19 protein-coding genes and 1 tRNA gene are annotated in these 18,012 nt (G+C 70.1%); 10 read left to right on the top strand and 10 right to left on the bottom strand.

All coding sequences use genetic code 11. The features are described from left to right. The 8 genes from ACU6P3_RS05850 to ACU6P3_RS05815 all read right to left on the bottom strand — a co-directional run bounded on the left by ACU6P3_RS05850 (position 1) and on the right by ACU6P3_RS05815 (position 8,547). Positions 1 to 1,272, bottom strand: coding sequence for a cation:proton antiporter (locus ACU6P3_RS05850; RefSeq protein WP_447196196.1), 1,272 nt, complete (start codon positions 1,270 to 1,272; stop codon positions 1 to 3). Positions 1,273 to 1,462: 190 nt separating this feature from the next. Continuing rightward, positions 1,463 to 2,932, bottom strand: coding sequence for a bifunctional aminoglycoside phosphotransferase/ATP-binding protein (locus ACU6P3_RS05845; protein WP_447197777.1), 1,470 nt, complete (start codon positions 2,930 to 2,932; stop codon positions 1,463 to 1,465). A gap of 279 nt (positions 2,933 to 3,211) precedes the next feature. Then, entirely contained in the window at positions 3,212 to 4,567 is a 1,356-nt protein-coding gene (locus ACU6P3_RS05840; protein WP_447196195.1) for a Ni/Fe hydrogenase subunit alpha, read from the bottom strand. Then, positions 4,564 to 5,370 carry an NADH-quinone oxidoreductase subunit B family protein gene (locus ACU6P3_RS05835; protein WP_447196194.1) on the bottom strand — a complete coding sequence of 269 codons (807 nt, stop codon included), beginning with the start codon at positions 5,368 to 5,370 and terminating at the stop codon, positions 4,564 to 4,566. Before ACU6P3_RS05835 ends, ACU6P3_RS05840 begins: the two co-directional genes overlap by 4 nt. A 1-nt stretch (position 5,371) precedes the next feature. Continuing rightward, entirely contained in the window at positions 5,372 to 6,178 is an 807-nt protein-coding gene (locus ACU6P3_RS05830) for an FAD/NAD(P)-binding protein (RefSeq protein ID WP_447196193.1), read from the bottom strand. Beyond that, a complete protein-coding gene (locus ACU6P3_RS05825; RefSeq protein WP_447196192.1) occupies positions 6,175 to 6,630 on the bottom strand; it encodes a Crp/Fnr family transcriptional regulator in 456 nt (151 codons plus the stop codon). The genes ACU6P3_RS05830 and ACU6P3_RS05825 overlap by 4 nt, the downstream gene beginning before the upstream one ends. Next, positions 6,627 to 7,805, bottom strand: coding sequence for a 4Fe-4S dicluster domain-containing protein (locus ACU6P3_RS05820; RefSeq protein ID WP_447196191.1), 1,179 nt, complete (start codon positions 7,803 to 7,805; stop codon positions 6,627 to 6,629). Before ACU6P3_RS05820 ends, ACU6P3_RS05825 begins: the two co-directional genes overlap by 4 nt. A 238-nt stretch (positions 7,806 to 8,043) precedes the next feature. Beyond that, positions 8,044 to 8,547 (bottom strand): hydrogenase maturation protease, encoded by a 504-nt coding sequence (locus ACU6P3_RS05815; protein WP_447196190.1) that lies wholly within the window; start codon positions 8,545 to 8,547, stop codon positions 8,044 to 8,046. 668 nt (positions 8,548 to 9,215) lie between these two features. Here ACU6P3_RS05815 and ACU6P3_RS05810 point away from each other — a divergent pair. The 7 genes from ACU6P3_RS05810 to ACU6P3_RS05780 all read left to right on the top strand — a co-directional run bounded on the left by ACU6P3_RS05810 (position 9,216) and on the right by ACU6P3_RS05780 (position 14,382). Next, a complete protein-coding gene (locus ACU6P3_RS05810) occupies positions 9,216 to 9,425 on the top strand; it encodes a hypothetical protein (RefSeq protein ID WP_447196189.1) in 210 nt (69 codons plus the stop codon). After that, a complete protein-coding gene (locus ACU6P3_RS05805; RefSeq protein WP_447196188.1) occupies positions 9,409 to 9,921 on the top strand; it encodes a DUF6879 family protein in 513 nt (170 codons plus the stop codon). The genes ACU6P3_RS05810 and ACU6P3_RS05805 overlap by 17 nt, the downstream gene beginning before the upstream one ends. Next, entirely contained in the window at positions 9,918 to 10,751 is an 834-nt protein-coding gene (relB, locus tag ACU6P3_RS05800) for a type II toxin-antitoxin system RelB family anti-toxin (protein ID WP_447196187.1), read from the top strand. The genes ACU6P3_RS05805 and relB overlap by 4 nt, the downstream gene beginning before the upstream one ends. A 554-nt stretch (positions 10,752 to 11,305) precedes the next feature. Beyond that, entirely contained in the window at positions 11,306 to 11,443 is a 138-nt protein-coding gene (locus tag ACU6P3_RS05795) for a hypothetical protein (RefSeq protein ID WP_164543625.1), read from the top strand. Positions 11,444 to 11,457: 14 nt separating this feature from the next. Further along, complete coding sequence (locus ACU6P3_RS05790) at positions 11,458 to 12,645, top strand: cupin domain-containing protein (RefSeq protein WP_447196186.1); 1,188 nt, start codon at positions 11,458 to 11,460, stop codon at positions 12,643 to 12,645. Continuing rightward, entirely contained in the window at positions 12,642 to 13,547 is a 906-nt protein-coding gene (locus ACU6P3_RS05785) for an aldo/keto reductase (protein ID WP_447196185.1), read from the top strand. Before ACU6P3_RS05790 ends, ACU6P3_RS05785 begins: the two co-directional genes overlap by 4 nt. Continuing rightward, positions 13,528 to 14,382 carry a hypothetical protein gene (locus ACU6P3_RS05780; protein ID WP_447196184.1) on the top strand — a complete coding sequence of 285 codons (855 nt, stop codon included), beginning with the start codon at positions 13,528 to 13,530 and terminating at the stop codon, positions 14,380 to 14,382. Before ACU6P3_RS05785 ends, ACU6P3_RS05780 begins: the two co-directional genes overlap by 20 nt. Before the next feature lie 269 nt (positions 14,383 to 14,651). Here the strand turns inward: ACU6P3_RS05780 and ACU6P3_RS05775 are convergent. Continuing rightward, positions 14,652 to 14,739 (bottom strand) — tRNA-Leu (locus ACU6P3_RS05775). Positions 14,740 to 14,958: 219 nt separating this feature from the next. On the opposite strand from ACU6P3_RS05775, the gene ACU6P3_RS05770 reads away from it, so the two are divergent. The 3 genes from ACU6P3_RS05770 to ACU6P3_RS05760 all read left to right on the top strand — a co-directional run bounded on the left by ACU6P3_RS05770 (position 14,959) and on the right by ACU6P3_RS05760 (position 17,719). Then, complete coding sequence (locus tag ACU6P3_RS05770; RefSeq protein WP_030754603.1) at positions 14,959 to 16,284, top strand: M20/M25/M40 family metallo-hydrolase; 1,326 nt, start codon at positions 14,959 to 14,961, stop codon at positions 16,282 to 16,284. Between the two features lie 185 nt (positions 16,285 to 16,469). After that, positions 16,470 to 16,703: a chaplin ChpH gene (gene chpH / locus ACU6P3_RS05765; protein ID WP_030754601.1), complete on the top strand. Its 234-nt coding sequence runs from the start codon at positions 16,470 to 16,472 to the stop codon at positions 16,701 to 16,703. A 161-nt stretch (positions 16,704 to 16,864) separates the two neighbouring features. Further along, the gene (locus tag ACU6P3_RS05760) at positions 16,865 to 17,719 is read left to right on the top strand and encodes a chaplin family protein (protein ID WP_447196183.1); all 855 of its coding nucleotides are present in this window, start codon (positions 16,865 to 16,867) and stop codon (positions 17,717 to 17,719) included. A 58-nt stretch (positions 17,720 to 17,777) separates the two neighbouring features. Here the strand turns inward: ACU6P3_RS05760 and ACU6P3_RS05755 are convergent, their stop codons facing one another. Then, positions 17,778 to 17,966, bottom strand: a complete 189-nt coding sequence (locus ACU6P3_RS05755) for a DUF5703 family protein (RefSeq protein ID WP_030754597.1) — start codon at positions 17,964 to 17,966, stop codon at positions 17,778 to 17,780. Between the last annotated feature and the right edge of the window lie 46 nt (positions 17,967 to 18,012).

Below are 18,012 nucleotides of genomic sequence, written 5' to 3'. Positions count from 1 at the left end.
TCATTTCCGGCGGTGGTGTCCGGCGGCCAGGCTCCGTACCGGCAGTTCGTCCACGGTCCGATGCCGGTCCGGGGCGTGCGCGGACGCCGCCGCGCCGTAGCGGCGGGCCAGGGGCCCGGACGTGGCCCCGTGGGCCAGGACGCTGAGCAGCACCGTGCAGACCACCACCGGCACGACAGCGCGCGCCGCGGAGGCGTCGAGTTCCTCGACGGCCAGCAGGCCGAAGATGACGGAGGCCAGCCCGCGGGGGCCGAACCAGCCGATGAAGAGCACCGTGCCCCGGTCGAGGCCGCTGCCGAGCAGGGCCAGGGCCACCGGCACCATGCGCAGCACCGTCAGGCTCAGTACCGCGTAGACCAGGGCCTGCCACGTCAGATGGGGAATGGCCGCCGGGAGAAGAACCGCTCCGAACGCCAGCCAGACGAGCAGGGAGAGCGCCGACGCCGACTGCTCGGTGAACCGCAGCTGCCATTCCGGGGCGCCTTCCCCGTACGCGGTGCCGAAGCCCAGCCCGGCCACGAAAGCGGCCACGAAACCGTTGCCGCCGAGCGCGATGCTGGATGTGTAGCTCAGCAGCGCGAGCGCGAGCACGGCCGTGACCGCGAACTCCTCGGCCGCCCATCCGCGGCGCAGCGCGCGGCGCAGCAGCCGACCGGCGGCCAGCCCGAGAGAGGTGCCGTAGCCGATCCCGATCAGCAGTTCCAGGAGCGCACCGCCCGAATCCGAGTGATGGCCGGTGCCCGCCTCCGCGGCGGCGACTCCGGCCAGGGCGAGGGCGACGAAAGGAGTGGCGATTCCGTCGTTGAGGCCGCTCTCGACATTGACGGCCCGGCGGATTCTCGCGGGCACCACCGGATTGGTCATCATCGAGGCTCCGAGTGCGGCGTCGGTGGGCGCCAGTGCGGCGCCCACGTAAAGCGCCGCCCAGCCCGTCACCCCCGGAAGGAGACCGACGGCGACCAGCGTGCCGAGCCCGATGCACAGGGGCAGCCCGATTCCCAGGAGCCGCAGGTACAAAGCGGCGTCCGGGCGCAGGGACGGGAAGGACAAGCGTGCGGCATCGGTGAACAGCACCCAGGTGAGCGTGGTCTCCGCCAGCGCCTTGACCGCCTCGCGGGACGGGGCCAGGCCCACCTCGCCGAAGCCCTGGTGCATCAGGAATCCGACGAGGACGAAGACCACGGGCGCGGTGAGTTCGGTCTTCGCCACCCGCCGGGAGCACAATCCCCACCCGAAGAGGAGGGCCAGCACAACCGAGTAGGTCGCGTCCACCGGGCGTCTTCCTCCCGACAAGGCATCCGTTTCGCGGCCGGCGCCCGGGTGACGGGCGCCCGGCCGCCGGCCACGGCCGTCCTCACCGTAGAGGCCTCCGACTGGTCCCGACCGGACCGCGCCGGGCAGACGGCCCCGGTGTCACCCGAAGGGCGCGGTGAACGGCGCCCGGCGCTCAGGGCCCCGGGACTCAGCCGGGTTCCATGTAGGAACGCCGGAAGATCCTGGTGTGGTCGAGGCCGTCGGGCCGGATCAGGCCGGAGGCCCGGGCGACCGCGGCCTCCAGAGCACCACTGGTGTTCACCACGGTCGCTTCCGGCCACGGATCGGCTGTCGTCGCCAGGGCGTCGACGACGGCGGGCCCGGCGTCGGACGGTCCAGGCGGACGTTCCCTCAGCCGTCGGGCCGTCAGATCGGACGGCACCTCGCAGCGAAACGCGATCACATCGGCGCCGCATCGCTCGGCCGCCCGGGCGGCGGCGGCCCGGTGCGCCCCGTCCGTCCACGTGGCGTCGAGGACCACCGACTCCCCGGCGGACAGCAGCGCCGAGGTACGGCCGACGAGCGTGTCGTAGGTGCGCCGTGTCCACTCGGCTGTGTAGATGCCCTCTCCGTACGCGGCCGGCGCGGCCCGGTCCGGCGGGATCCCGGCCAGTTCCTTGCGCAGCCGGTCGCTGCTCAGCAGGGTGAAGCCGAACCGGTCGGCGAGCGCGCCGGCGAGGGTGGACTTGCCGCTGGCGGGAAGACCGCCGACCAGGACGAGTCGCACCGCCGACGTGCGCAGGTGACGCGTCGTGAGGTCGGCCAGCCGTTCCGCGTCGGAGTGTGGGACGTCCAGACCTTGGTGGGCCTGGAAGAGGGAGACCTTGGCGCGGACGAACGCGCGGTAGGCGACGTAGTGGTGGCGCAGCGAGACGGGTGCGAAATCACCGGAGTACTCGCTGTAGGCCGCGAGGAAGGCGGCGGCCGCGTCGGGGGCCCCGAGCCGCTCCAGATCCATGGTGAGGAAGGCGGCGTCGTCGAGTCCGTCGACGTAGCGCAGGCGATCGTCGAACTCCAGGCAGTCCAGGACACGGGGACCGTCGTCGAGACAGAAGATGTCCTGCGCCATCAGGTCGCCGTGCCCGTCCACCACCCGGCCTTCCCGGATGCGGACGTCGAACACGTCCTTCCTGCCTCGTAGATAGCGCCGGACGAGGTGCTCGATCTCGGAGAACCCGCTCAGCGGCCGCTCGCCCAGTCCGCGCACCTGTTCGAAACTCGCCTCCCACCGGGCGAGCAACGCGTCACGGGTCCCCTCACGGTCGATCGTGGCAGATCGCGGTGAACGGGCGTGGCAGGCCGCCAGCAGCCTGGCCACCCCGCGCAGGGCGTCTCCCACCGGCGCGCCCACGCTCACCAGATGGGCCAGCCGGCGGGCGGTGGGCATGCGGCGCATGACCACGACGGGTTCCGGCGGCCCGCCACGCGGAGGACCGAACTCCCCGAGCCCCTCGTACACGTCCGGTGAGAACCGCCGGTTCAGGGCGATCTCACGGTCACACGCGGCACGCCGGGCCTCGACCGTCCGGAAGTCGAGAAACCCGAGATCGACGGGTTTCTTGACCTTGTAGGCCCTGTTCCCCACGAACACCACCACCGCGGTGTGCGTCTCAGCCAGCCCCGCGCGGGCGGCCTCCGCCTCCGAGGGGACCCGGCCGCCCGTATCGGGCGGCCGGGCGAACGCGTGCGCCGGATCCGGGGAAGTCGCCGGTGCCATGCCCTCACCTCGATCGCCCTGGGCCGGAACGCTCGTGACGAGCCGTGATCCCGGCGCGCGTACTTCCGGACCTGCCACTCATGGTGGTGCAGCGGTCCGGCCGCCGCACGCCGGGGGAGCGGTCCCGGGGCGGCGGGCGGATCGCGGACCGCCGGTGTCCATGCCGAATCCCGAGGTGCCTCACCGGCGCCCCCCGCCTCGGGACCGGTCGACATCCAGGTCGAGGAAGTGGGCGGAGCAGGAGACGCACGGGTCGTGATTGCGGATGGCCCGCTCGCACAAGCGGGTCAGTTCGGCGTCGGTGGCGTCGCCGTGCCGCAGCCGGTCCTGCACCACCCGGCGGAGGTCTTCCTCGATGGCGCCCTGGTTCTGGGACGTGGGCGGGACGAGGCAGGCTTCGGTGACGAGCCCGTCGGCGTCCAGGGTGTAGCGGTGATAGAGGGTGCCGCGCGGTGCCTCGGTGGCGCCGTGGCCGACTCCGGTTCGCGGGGGTACGTCCTCGGCGGGCCGGGGCGGAGGGGCGTAGGCGTCGATCAGGCGCAGCGCCTCTTCCACGGCGTAGAGGACTTCGACGGCGCGGACGACGATGCTCCGGAAGGGATTGCGGCAGATCGTTCCGGAGGAGGGGTCGGCCAGTCCGGCCGCTCGGGCCGCTTCCCGGACGGTGGGCGGGAGCTGGTGGCCGCTGATGGCGTACCGGGCCAGTGCGCCGGTGAGGTGCCGTCGGCCGTCCAGGCGGGCCTGGAGCGCGGTGGAGTGGCGTACCTGCTCCTCGATCACGTGGGTGGTGAAGTCCGGGAGGGGGAACGCCCACGTGCGGCCTCCGCCGTCGTGGGGCAGCACGGTGGGCGTGCCCCTCTCGATGGCGTACGTGCCCGGCTCGCTGAGGGCGAGCAGGTCGGCGTCGCACTCGGCGTCGGGGAAGTCGAAGCCGGCCACCCAGGCGACGGTCTCGAGGGCGTCGTCGAGCGCCTGCCGCAGGCGTTCGACCAATCGTCGCAGTTCGGTACGCGCGGGAACGCGGTGGAAGCCGCCGACGCGCATGTTGACGGGGTGGATGGCCCGGCCTCCGAGGAACTCGACGACGGCGTTGCCGGCCTGCTTGAGCCGCAGCCCCCTTTCGACGTCGGTGCGGTGGGTGCGGGAGAGCGCGATCGCGTCGTCGCAGCCGAGGAAGTCGGGCGCGTGGAGCAGGTAGATGTGCAGGGTGTGGCTCTCGATCCACTCGCCGCAGTACAGCAGTCGCCTCAGCGCGGCCAGCCGCGCGTCGACGGTGACGCCGCAGGCGTCCTCGACCGCGTGGCAGGCGCTGGTCTGGTAGGCGACGGGGCAGATGCCGCACACACGCGAAGTCAGGTCCGGCGGCTCCGTGTGCCGGCGGCCGCGCAGGAACGCCTCGAAGAAGCGTGGGGGCTCGTAGATGTTCAGCCTGGCTTCGCCGACGGTGCCGTCGCTGATCATCAGCCGTAGTGCCGCCTCGCCCTCCACTCGGGCGAGAGCGCCGACGCGAAGGACGCGTGAGCCGCGGCGCGTCACGTGGACACCCCCTCTTCTCCGTCGTCGAGTTCGCCGGGTGGCTCGATCGCCGCGAAGTCGCGGGTGTTGAAGGTGTGCAGAAAACGGAGAATGTCCTCGTCGCTCATGCCGTCGCCGCGGAGCAGCGGAATCATGGCGGGCATGTTCGTCGAGGCCGACGGGCCGAAGCAGCCGTAGCACCCCCGATCGTAAGCCGGGCACAGCGCTCCGCATCCCGCGTGCGTCACCGGTCCCAGGCACGGAATGCCGCGTGCGACGGGGAGGCAGGTGATGCCGCGGCGTTTGCAGGCGAAGCACACACTGTGGTTCGGGATGTCGGGCCGGCGACCGGCGAGGAAAGCGGTGATGACTTCGAGCAGTTGTCCACGGTCGATGGGACAGCCACGCAACTCGAAGTCGACGGGGACATGGGCCGAGATGGGTGTGGAGGTGGCGAGAGTCTCGATGTATTCGGGTCTCGCGTACACGGTCGCGCGGAACTCGGCGACGTCGGCGAAGTCGCGCAGGGCCTGGACACCGCCCGCCGTCGCGCAGGCGCCGATGGTGACGAGATGACGGGATTCGGCACGGATGCGCCGGACACGTTCGAGGTGTTCCGGGGTGGAGACCGAGCCCTCGACGAGCGACAGGTCGTACGGGCCCGGCCCGATGTCACTCGACGCCTCGACGAAATGGGCGATCTCGATCTCGGCGGCCAGTGGCAACAACTCGTCCTCGCAGTCCAGCAGGGTCAGCTGGCAACCGTCGCAGGAGGCGAACTTGAACACGCCGAGCCGCGGGCGGAGACGCTGGGTCCCGCTCATGTCACAGCTCCCGGACCGCGAGCAGGGGCCCCGCGCGGTCGTAGCCGACGACGGGACCGTCCCGGCACAGGAGCAGAGGGCCGAGTTGGCAGTGACCGCAGTGCCCGGTGGCGCAGTGCATGTTGCGTTCCAGAGAGACACGGATGTGCCGCGCCGGTACACCACGGTGCAGCAACTCGCGGGCGGTGGCACGGATCATCACTTCGGGGCCGCAGACGAAGGCGGTGGTGTCGTGCGGTGTGAACGTCGCCTGATCCAGCAGGGTGGTCACCACCCCGACCTGACCGCGCCATTCCGCCCCCGCGCGGTCCACCGTCACACCGCAGTACGGACGTGCCCAGCCGTCCAGTTCCTCCCGGTACAGCAGGTCCTCGGGTGTGCGCGCGCCGATGAGGACGTTCAGCCGGCCGTGACGGTGGGACGTCGACACCACCGCCTGCACGAGCGGCCTCAGCGGCGCGAGACCGATGCCACCCGCGACCACGAGCAGATCGCGTCCGGCGGCGGTCGCCAGGTCCCAGCCGGCGCCGAACGGGCCCCGTACCCCTACGTGCGCCCCCGGGCGGACGGCGCACAGAGCGCGCGACACCGCTCCCACCCCGCGGATGGTGTGGGTCAGGACACCGTCCCGGAGGCCGGCGACGGACACCGGGATCTCACCGACCCCGAAGGCGTACAGCATGGCGAACTGCCCCGGGCGGAAGGCCGGCAGCGCTCCATCGCCGACCGGCCGCAGTTCGACCGTGCGGGTGTCGGCGGTCTCGGCCCGGTTGTCGGCCACTCGGTAGGGGAGGGGGACCGCGGTCACTGGTCCGACCCGCTTCCGTACGGTCCGTAGAGGTCCAGCAGCCGGGTGCGGGCGGCTCGCAGGCGGCGGCCGATGACCCCCACGACATAGCTGAGCAGCGCGTGGTCGAGTTCGTGATCGCGGTCGCACAGGGCGAGGACCTCGGCCGCGCTGAATTCCCAGGCGCGTACCGGACTCGCCGCCTCCGCGCCCAGGTGCCACTGGTGTGGCGGGCACAGCCAGGACCACCCGAGCAACCGGCCTTCGCCGAGGGTCTCGACGACGGCGGCCCGGCGCCCCGGGACATGGACGTCGAGATTGACGGTGCCGGTGCGGATCAACCAGAACCGGTCGGCCCGGCTGCCCTCCTCGAAGATCCTCACGCCGACGGGGAACGAGACCTCACGGCCCAGCTCCATGAGCCGTTCGCGGGACCCTTCGGGGATGGCGGCGAGGAGACCGACGCGCTTCACGGCGCTCCGTCCTTTCCCTCGGCCCGCCGGTCGAGGGCTTCCTGGTGCAGGGCGTGTGCCTCCTCGGTGATGTCGATCGCGACCGGACACCACACGAGGCAGCGACCGCATCCCACGCAGCCGGAGCTGTCGAACTGGTCCCACCAGGTGCCCAGTTTGTGGGTGAGCCACTGCCGGTAGCGGCTGCGCGGGGACGTACGGACGGAGCCCCCGGGCAGGTGGGTGAAGTCGAGGTCGTAGCACGATTCCCAGCGCCGCCAGCGCTCGGCGTGGTCTCCGGTCAGATCGCTGACGTCCTCGGTGGTGGTGCAGAAGCACGTCGGGCAGGCCATGGTGCAGTTGCCGCAGGTCAGGCAGCGGGCGGCGACGTCGTCCCAGCGTTCGGCCGTCAGGCTGTCCGCCATCAGGCCGCGCAGGTCCACCGGTGGCATGGTGCGCCCCATCCTTCCGGCGGCGGCCTCGACGTCCTCGCGGGCCCGCGTGCGCGTGACGTCGTCGGCGGGCCGCCGTGGCAGGCTCCGCAGGACTTCCGCGCCTCGAGCGGTGCCGGCCCGGGCCAGGAAGCGGTGCCCGGCGTCGTCCAGGACCTCGGTCAGAGCCAGGTCGTAGCCGGGCTGGGCGGCGGGACCGGTGCCCATGGAGACGCAGAAGCAGGTGGCGCCCGGCTCGGTGCACTCGACCAGCACCAGGAAAGCACCGGAGCGGCGCTCCTCGTAGGCGTCGTCCCGGTGCCGGCCACCCGTCATGACCCGGTCCTGGATCTGAATCGCCCTCAGGTCGCAGGGCCGTACGCCCAGGAAGGCGAACGAGGTGGGCTCGGGGCGCTCGGCATGGACCGTCATCCCACCGTCCGGTCCACGGTCCGCGCTCCACTGCCGTACCCGCTCGGGGTGCAGGAAGTTCTTCCAGGACTGCGGCCCGGCGCTATGGGCGAAGGCCGCGGTGTCGGACCGCCGCCTGATCCGGTAATGGCCCGCCTCCAGCTCCACTCCCCAGCCGTAGGGCAGTTCGTCGGCGGATTCGAGTTCGGCCAGTACGACGGCGCCGTCGCGTACGGTGGGGCCGACCACCGTACGTCCCCGGGCGCGCAGCTCGCGTACGAGCGCCCCGACGCCGTCGCGGTCCAGCACGCAGGGGGTGCTGTCGGCGTCCGGCAGTACTGTCACAGCGGTCATGGCCTCTCCTGCTCTCGCTCGAGGGCGGTGCTGCCTACTCAGCCTGACCACACCGCAGTGGGTCCGCACTCCGAGCGCGGCGGGAGGAGGGCGAGCCGTCCGGATGCCGCGGCTCAGCGCGGACGCCGCGGATACGGGTCGTGCGCCTGACGAGGCTCGGGTCGCACCCGAGCGTCCGGCGCCATGGGGGCGGTGGGGACGAAGCGCCGTCGCGCGTTCACTTCTGTCCGCCCCGCGATCACGACTCGCCCTGGGTTCGGGCGATGTACTGGATGATCTCCTCCTCGATCCGTTCCGCGAGCGGGCCGACCGACGCCGCGACCACAGGGGTCAGGCCCGTGCCCGGAGAACCGTCCGCTCCTTCGACCGCGTAGACGATGAGACGCCTGGGCATCCTGTCGAGCGCGCGTGCCAGTTCGACCGCCGCGCCCACGCCGAGCCCGTGGCTGCTCGCCGCGCCGCCCTGCCCGACCGTGTACGCGCACGACTCCAGCCGGTGGATCCGGCCCGGATGGCCTGGCAGCGCGCGGGCGGCGTCCACGACCACTGCCAGCGCGACATCCGTCCACAGCTCGATCAGCCGTCCCGGTTCCCCGTCGCAGCACACCAGCCGGATTCCGACCGGAAGGGCGCCGTGGGCCACGCGCTCGCGCAGCCGGGCGACGACCGAGGGCCCCGCACCGTCGTCCCGTCGGAATTCGTTGCCGACTCCGACGACCGTGACGGGGTGGGCGATCACCATGGTCCGCTCCGGGTGTTCGTGTTCTCTCCGAGGTGGCGCGGTCCCGCCCAGTGAACGATGGCGGAGCCGAAGCCGAGGCCCACGTCCATCATCATGCGTAGGGCCGCCGCGTCGAACTCGTGCGTGCGAACCGGAGTCGTCGTCTCCGCCCGATGTGCCACACGTACCGGCGGACGTCGGCGAGAGAGCGGCGGCACGTTCCGGGAGTGCCGCTCCGGGCGCTGCCGAGAAGCAGAAAAACCCCAGATCAACTGGGGTTTTCGCTGATTGGTGTCCGAGGGGGGACTTGAACTCTCCTCTCGGGCACCAGCCCACAACGGATCTTACCTGGGAAAACGCCCGTCGACAGCCTTCATTTCAGCGGATGCTTCTCCTGTTCTTTCCTGCTGTTTCAGGCCCTCTCGGGCCCCTGTTGGTCATGCGTTGGTCACGTGACCAACCCTCCTCCGGGGCGTCCGTCCCTGGTCAGGCTTCCCGGACCGCGCCACGGGGCTACGCCCAGTCTGCACGGGCGCGTACGTGACCACGTACCGGGGGCGGCTGGGGCGGTCGGGGACCTGTTTATGCAAGGACACGCATAGTCGCGTTCACGCATAGACGCGTTGCGCCGCCCCCTCTACTGTCGGTGGGCAGGCGGCCCAAACGAGGTCAGAGCAAGAGGGTTTGGCATGTCCGAACGTTCGGCACTCACCCGGCTCACGGGCAACGGCAACGGCGAGTGCGGAGAGAAGGACTGCCCGAACGTGTATCGCACGGCGACCGGATCGTTCGTGGTGCAGGGCGACGTGTCCGCCGCCTTCCCCCCGCCCGCTGGTGAAGGGCTCGTGGAAATCCCGGAGGCGGTTCTCAGGGAGGCATTCCGTGCACTTGGATGGTGACGCGTGGAATGACTGCTTCGATTCCATGGAGCGTGAGGCGTGGCGGCTGGAGACGCTGCCCTTCTACACCATGCCCCAGGAAGCGGAGAAGTTGAAGCGCTTCCTCGCCGGGGAGAAATCGCCGGATGATTACACGTCGGCCTGGATGGACGAGGTTCAGCAATGGACCTCGGAAGGGAAGAGCGTCGGCAGGGTGCACGTAGTGACCCGCCCACTCTCGGACTACCTTCGGTTCGAGTTCGAGTATTATTACCGGCACCACGTGAAGGCGGGCGAGGATATCCGCATTCTCGACCTCACCGAGCGGGAGAACCCGGGGCTTCCGGATCAGGATTTCTGGATGTTCGATGATTCCAAGGTGGTCCTGATGAACTACCGGGCGGACGGGACGCAGATAAGCCGGGAACTGTACGAGAGTGATCCTGAGCCGTATCGTCAGTGGAAGCAGATTGCTGTTGCCGAGTCGGTTCCATTCCTGGAGTACGTGAGCGGGTGACGTTCGACCCTGAACAGTTGGGGCAGCCGAAGCAAGAGTTGGCCGCCCTGCTGAAAGAACTACGCAAGCGAGCCGGCCTCACTGGGGACCGGCTCGCTCGGCGTTGCAACATGTCTCAATCTAAGATCAGTCGGATCGAAAACGGGAAAGCGCAACCGAGCCTGCTCGACCTGGAAAGAATCCTCCGGGCCGTCGTCGCCCCGCCCGAGGTCATTGAGGAGGTTATTACCCTCGCGAGGCTGGCCAATACCGAGTGGCAAGACCTTCGTTCGTTGCGCCGCAGAGGACTGGAAAAGAAGCAGACCGAACTTGCCGCGCTCGAATCCTCCTCTACCGAGTTCCGTTTCTTCCTGCTCTCGATGATTACGGGGCTGCTGTCCACCCCTGAGTACATCCGGGCCAGCCTCGCCCATTCACCGGCTGATGTCGCTAAGACGATCGCAAGGAAGCTGGAGCGGCAGGAGGTTCTTTACGACACTCAGAAGCGGTTCACCTTCATCCTCACCGAACAGGCCGTGAGGTGGCCGCTCCTGCCTCCGGTCGCGATGGCCATGCAGATTGACCGGCTGGCCTCATTGACCCACCTGCCGAATGTGAAGATCGGTGTCATCCCAATCGCGGGATACAAGCTCATGGCCCCGATGGACACCTTCACTGTCTACGACCGCACCCTGGCCACTGTGGAGAACACCGCCGGAGTCGTGATCCTGAGAGATCCACGCGACATCGAAATGCATTTGGAACTGTTCTCGACGCTGGAGGGGTACGCGCTATTCGGGGCTGAAGCCCGAGCCTTGTTGACGGAGTGGGCTGCCGTCTGCCGTTCATGATCTTTAGTCCATGACGGGAAAGAACTACACAGTCGTCGCTTTCTGGGTCAATGATTTCCCCCATGACAGCGACCGAGCGAAACGAAGAGCGAGTGCGTTACGGCGTAGGTCGGGGGATGGATTACCGGCGGGCGTTCGGCCCCGATGGCGGTGGGCGCTTGTGGCCGGGCGTATGACTCTCTGCGGGTGTCGTACGACGGCGGCCGGACGTACGGCCCGGTGCGTGAGGTGCAGGTGGAGCCGCGCAATGCGGTGATCCTGGGTTCGCCGACCAAGTACCCGCCGTGCGGGTGCCCTCGGTGCACGGGCCGCAGTTCGTTGCCTGCCAGTGCTCTCCGCCCCGTGGCGGTGGAGCCGAAGGCGACGTGATGCGTGGCTTGGGCCACTGGGCGCTGCGCCACTTTGGCCGGTACGCGGGGCCGCTCCACCTGGCCGCGATCCTTGGCGGCTGTGCCCTGGTTCTCGCCGCGGCTCTTTGGTAATCGCATGGGCCGCTGTCCCTGATGCTTCCCGCCGAATTCCCGGTGGGAGTTCCCGAGAAGAGAGGTAGCCCGATGGTGGAAGAGAACACCACTTCGGTGACCCCCGAGGGGGGTGGCCTGCTCGTCGCGAAGCGGAAGATCGTTGCCGCACGCACCCGTGCCGAGCAGGAGTCTGACGTCAGCAGTGGCCGTTCCGACGGCAACGACTGACGGGAGCGCCCACGGTGCTTGATGCAGCCTCGTGGGCGGGGCGTCTGGGCGGGGACACGTTCCTCGCCCGGACGTACCACCGCTCTTACGCGCACTTCCCCGGAGCCGCCGACACGGCGGGGATGTTCTCCTGGGACGACCTGAACCGGATCATTGCCACTCAGCGGCTGGAGCCGCCCCGGCTGCGCCTGTCGGTCGACGGCGAGATGGTCCCGCTCCACCGCTACGCGATCCCGACCACGAACCGCCGAGCGGTCACCTGGTCCCGTATCCAACCGTCCGACTTCCACGCCCAGCTCAGGGACGGGGCGTCGCTGGTCCTGGACGCGGTGGAGAAGATCCACCCCGCTGTGGGGGCGGCTGCTGAGGGGCTGGAACGCTTCCTCGGGACTCCTGTGCAGGCCAACGTGTACGCCTCGTGGACCGAGCGGGAGGGCTTCGGCCGGCACTGGGATGACCACGATGTGGTGGTGGTCCGACTGCACGGCTCGAAGCGGTGGCGCCTGTGGGGGATGACCCGTGAGGCGCCCACCTTCCGGGACGTGGAGTCGCCGGAGGAGCCGGAGGGCGACCCGGTGGCGGACCTCGTTCTGTCCCCGGGTGACGTGCTCTACCTGCCGCGCGGCTGGTGGCACTCGGTCACCGCTGACCAAGGGACAGAATCCCTTCACCTCACGTTCGGGATGGTCCCGCACACGGGCGCTGACCTGATTCTGTGGGTCGTCGATCAGCTCCGGGCATCCCTCGCGCTGCGCAGGGACATCCCGCGCTTCGGCTCGTTGGCGGAACAGTCGGACTTCATCGACGCCGTGCGCCGTGAGGTGGCCGACATGATGGCGGACCCCCGTCTCGTGGAGCGGTGGGCAGAGTCGATCGACACGACGGACCTGGGCCACGCGATTTCGTCCCTGCCCTACGTAAACGGACTCCCCGCACGAGGGGAGATCACGGTCAAGCTCACCACTCCGAGGGGGCGTCTGACGGCGAACCGCGAACAGGGCACGGTCACCTTGTCGGCGGCCGGTACCGCGTGGGACTTCGCCGAGGCCGCAGCGCCCGCGCTGGGCACACTGCTGACCAACCAGCCGACCACACTGGGCGAACTCGCCGACTCCGCCGGACTGGAGGTCAAGGAGGTGGCCGAACTGGTCTCCGTCCTCATCGACGGCCACGCCGTCGCAGTAGTGGGGACAGCGCTGTGACCGCCGCGCTCTGCCTGGGTACCTACCACGTGCGTGCCGTCAGTCAGGCGGCACGCACCGCCCTGGCCGCCGGTAGCCCCTGGGTGGACACGGCCCCGAACTACGCCCGTGGTCTGGCGCATGAGGAACTCCGCCCGGTTCTCGGGGAGTACCCGACCGTGCGGGTAGCCACGAAGGCGGGGTTCTTCACGGCGGAACAAGGGCGTACCGCCCTGGCTGAGGGCGCGCTCACCCGGGAAGAGGCGGCCGGTAGGCACAGCCTTGAACGGGGCTTCGTCCGCTGGCAGACGGAGCGGTCCTTGGCCGCGCTCGGGCGCGTGGACCTTGTGTTCGTGCACAACCCTGAGCATCACGGGCACCGCCTTGACCGTGCCGCTCTGCACGGGAGTGTACGGGAAGCCTTCACGGCGCTGGAAGAGTTCGCCCATGCGGGCAGGATCGGCGGGTACGGCGTTGCCACCTGGTCGGGCCTGACCTCCGGAGCGCTCAGCGTGCCCGAGTTGCTCACGCTCGCCCGGCAGGGGGCCGGTTCCGCCGAGCATCACTTCACGGGCTTGCAGATGCCCGTCAGCCTGATCATGGATGCCCCCATCACACAGGCTCTGAACGGCGCCGGACCACTGGTACAGGCGAAGGACGCGGGGCTGATCACCTTCGGCTCCGCTCCCCTGCACGGGGGCGAACTCCTCGACGCCATGACACCCGAACTGGTGAACCTCATCCGCCCCGGCCTGTCGGCCGCAGCCGCTGCCCTGCTGGCCGTTGGCTCGTGCCCCAGCCTCGATGTCGTCCTCACCTCCGCGAGCACCCGCGAGCACTGGGACGATGCGGCCAAGGCTCTGGCTGCGCCGCTGACGGCCAAGGAACTCAGGAGGGTGACGGATGAACTCGCCGGTGAATGAGGAGGTGCAGGCCCTGATGGAGGCCGCCCACGACCGGGTGGCCAAGGCACTGGGCCTCACCTGCACGGGGCCGCTGGCGTGGGGCTTCCTCGGTGTCACTCTCGGACGCCGAGCAGGGGACCGGTGGCTACGGGTCAGCCGGACGGCGAAGAGGAACGCGGGCAGGAAGGCGGGGGAAGGCATCGTCGGCGCCTCGGAGCTGGTGTCTGACGGCGTGCCCCGCCCCCGCCTGCACGCGGTGCATGACTGGACTGACGGCGAGTGGGCCTTCGAGTCGGAAGTCCTGGACTACCTCACGCAACCCATCGTGTCCCCCGACCGGGCCGACATCGACCACGACCCGGGGTTGCCTGACGAGTGGTGGGCGGACCTTCGCCAAGCCCTTGCCCTCCTCGCTGAAGCGGAGGGAGTGAAGGCAACCGTGCGGGACGGGTGGATCGAAGGAGCCTTCCCTCAGTTCCTCGGCATCCCTGCCCCTGCCAAGGTGGAGCGGGTAACCGGTCACGGTGACCTGCACTGGGGCAACCTCACGGCAGCGCCCCTGTGCCTGCTGGACTGGGAGCGGTGGGGCCGCGTGCCCTTCGGCTATGACGCGGGGCTCCTCCACGCGAACAGCTTGCTCGTGCCCGACGTTGCCGCCCGCATCCGCAAGGAGTTCGCATCGATCCTCGACACCCCGGCCGGCCGAATCGGGGAGCTCGCGGCCCTGGCCGAGATGCTGCAAGCCGTAGCTCGTGGCTGGTATCCCGACCTTGCGCCCCGCCTCGTGGCCCGCGCAGAGGCGCTCACCGGAGTTCGCCCGCCCGTCCCTGTGCACTCCGAGGTGAGCGCCTGACCGTGCCCCTGTGCGCCTGTCTCAGGCGCTCTCACCGATGTGCCGGTACAAGGTGCCCGAGAGATCCCCAGAGCCTTGGCGATGGCCGTGGCACTCTCTCCCTTGGCGTGCCTGGCACTAGCTTGTCGTCGTCCACGACGGAGGGGCGTCCACCGTGGTTGCCCTTGCGGGCCGCTGTGTCCAGCCCCTCCAACTCGGCTGTTGGTCACGTGGTTGGTCACGCCACAGCCGAAGAAACAGAAAAACCCCACGTCAAGTGGGGTCTCTGCTGGTGTCCGAGGGGGGACTTGAACCCCCACGCCCGATAAAGGGCACTAGCACCTCAAGCTAGCGCGTCTGCCATTCCGCCACCCGGACAAGGTGTCCGCCGTAGGGCCCTGGGCCGTTCCGACGTGGAAAACCATAGCAAACATTCAGGGGTGCCCGATCACGGCCGGTCCTGTGTGACAGCCGTATGACAGGCGTCCGAGGTGCGGATCCCGCCCTTGGGCGGCGGGGGCGGAACGCGCGAGGATATGGGGGACCCACCAGCGCGGAAACACCGGAAACAGCAGCAACGACCTGGGAGTGAGCAGCGTGAGCGAACCGAACGAGGGCCGGGCCCTGTCCGGCCAGGACGAGGTCGTGGACCTCTGCCGGGACCTGATCCGGATCGACACCAGCAACTACGGCGACCACTCAGGCCCCGGCGAACGCCTCGCGGCCGAGTATGTCGCGGAGAAGCTCGCCGAGGTCGGCCTCGAGCCCAAGATCTTCGAATCCCACAAGGGCCGGGCCTCGACGGTCGCGCGGATCGAGGGCGAGGACCCCTCCAAGCCCGCCCTGCTCATCCACGGCCACACCGACGTCGTCCCGGCCAACGCCGAGGACTGGCGGCACGACCCGTTCTCCGGGGAGATCGCGGACGGCTGTGTATGGGGTCGCGGCGCCGTGGACATGAAGGACATGGACGCGATGACCCTCGCCGTCGTACGGGACCGGATGCGCACCGGCCGCAAGCCCCCGCGCGACATCGTCCTGGCGTTCCTGGCGGACGAGGAGGCGGGTGGTACGTACGGCGCGCGGTACCTGGTCGACCACCACCCCGAGCTCTTCGAAGGCGTCACGGAGGCGATCAGCGAGGTGGGCGGCTTCTCCTTCACCGTCAACGAGAACCTGCGGCTGTACCTCGTCGAGACGGCACAGAAGGGCATGCACTGGATGCGCCTGACCGTCGACGGCACCGCCGGGCACGGCTCGATGACCAATACCGACAACGCCATCACGGAGCTGTGCGAGGCCGTCGGGCGGCTCGGCCGGCACCAGTGGCCGGTGCGGGTGACCAAGACCGTACGGTCGTTCCTGGACGAGCTGTCCGACGCGCTCGGCACCCCGCTCGACCCCGAGGACATGGACGCCACGCTCGTCAAGCTCGGCGGCATCGCCAAGATGATCGGCGCCACGCTGCGCAACTCCGCCGCCCCCACCATGCTCGGCGCCGGCTACAAGGTGAACGTGATCCCCGGCCAGGCGACCGCGCATGTCGACGGCCGTTTCCTGCCCGGGTACGAGGAGGAGTTCCTGGCCGACCTCGACCGCATCCTCGGCCCGCGCGTCAGGCGCGAGGACGTGCACGGCGACAAGGCGCTGGAGACGAGCTTCGACGGCAAGCTGGTGGACGCCATGCAGACGGCGCTGGCGGCCGAGGACCCGATCGCGCGGGCCGTGCCGTACATGCTCTCCGGCGGTACGGACGCCAAGTCCTTCGACGACCTCGGCATCCGGGGCTTCGGGTTCGCCCCGCTCAAGCTGCCCCCCGAGCTGGACTTCGCGGGGATGTTCCACGGCGTCGACGAGCGGGTGCCGGTGGACGGACTGAAGTTCGGCGTTCGCGTGCTGGACCGGCTCATCGACCACAGCTGACGCGGCGACGCGGCACGCCCTCCGGGAAACGGCCCAACGGCCTTACGGGGGGCCGGAATCGACAGGGCGTGCGCATCCGACTGAGAAGGGTGAATCCGACCATAGGCTCGTAGCTCCATTACTCCCTCCTCGTTACACGTGGTGCGGTCCGCGGCTGGGACCGCACGTGACTACAAGGAGGAAAAATGCTCAAGAAGGTCGTCGCCACCGCTGCTGTCACCGGTGGTCTGGTGCTCGCGGGCGCGGGTATGGCCGCCGCCGACGCGGGGGCCCAGGGTGCGGCTGTGAACTCCCCCGGCGTGGTCTCGGGCAACGTCGTCCAGGTTCCGGTCCACGTGCCGGTGAACGTCTGCGGCAACACGATCTCCGTGGTCGGTCTGCTGAACCCCGCGTTCGGCAACGTCTGCCTCAACAAGTGACGTCGTACGGCGTCACCGTGTGACGTCGTCACCCCGGCCCGCGAGCGGGCCGAGCCTGTGCGGCCCCGGAGTGCGCGCCATGCACTCCGGGGCCGTCGGGCACCCTGCCCCCGGCACCGACGCCAGGGGCAGTCCGGCGGTCGGAAGGCAGGGATCGAACAATGAGGCAGGTCACCCGCAAGGGCTTGATCACCGTGGCGGCGGCGGGCGGCGTACTCGCGCTGGGCGGGGCTCCCGCGCACGCGGACGCGACGGGAGGGAGTCTCGCGACGCATTCACCGGGCGTGCTGTCCGGCAACAGCGTCCAGGTTCCGGTGCACGTGCCGGTCAACGCGTGCGGCAACACCGTCAACGTGGTCGGGGTGCTGAACCCGGCCTTCGGCAACCGCTGCGGCAACGCGTCGCACGGGAAGAAGACCGGGCAGACCGGGCAGGGGGCGGGCCGCGGCGGCGCTCACGCGGGCGGCGGCGCCCATCACTCGCCGGGCGTCGGCTCCGGCAACACGGTCCAGGTGCCGATCGACGCTCCCGTGAACGTCTGCGGCAACAGCGTCAGTGTCGGCGGCCTCGGCAACCCGGCCTTCGGCAACGAGTGCGGGAACGGCTCTCCGGCGACGCCGCCGGGGAAGCCGCAGCAGCCCGGCAATCCCGGTAACCCGGGTACGCCGGGTCAGCCCGGTAACCCCGGCACTCCGGGGGAACCCGGTCATCCCGGTACGCCGGGCAATCCCGGTCAGCCCGGCACCCCGGGGCATCCGGGCAACCCCGGTCACCCCGGTGCGCCCGGCACCCCCCACACCCCGCCCGAGCGCGCGGTGACACCCCCGCCGGCCCCCGGCACGCACACCCCGGGTGCGCGCGGCGTCTCGTCCGAGCGTGCCCCCGGCCGGCAGGCCGAGGGCACCGGGGAACTCGCCCGGACGGGCGCGGGATCACTCGCGCTGGCGCTCCCCCTGGGCGCCGGCATGCTGCTCGCGGGCAGCGTCCTCTACCGCCGCGCCCGCGCCGGAGCGTAGCCGGGCACCCGGACGGCCGAGGGCGGGCCCCGCAGCAGTGGGGCCCGCTCCGCCGCCCTCACCAGGTGGCGCGCACCTGACGGATGATGCGCCGCCGCAGCCGTACCCGACGGCTGCCGTCCCGGCGCAGGCTCAGGCGGTCCAGTTCCCAGTGCCCGTACTCGGCGTGGTCGGTCAGGAGACGGGCCGCTTCCTTGCGGGAGACCCCGCGCGGCACGTACACGTCGACAAATTCGTATTCCGGCATCGCATCTATTGTGCGGGCAGAGCCCCGGTACGGATAGCGTCTGCAC

This window comes from Streptomyces hebeiensis, from assembly GCF_052983195.1.
This window is presented reverse-complemented; position numbering and strand designations above follow the sequence as displayed.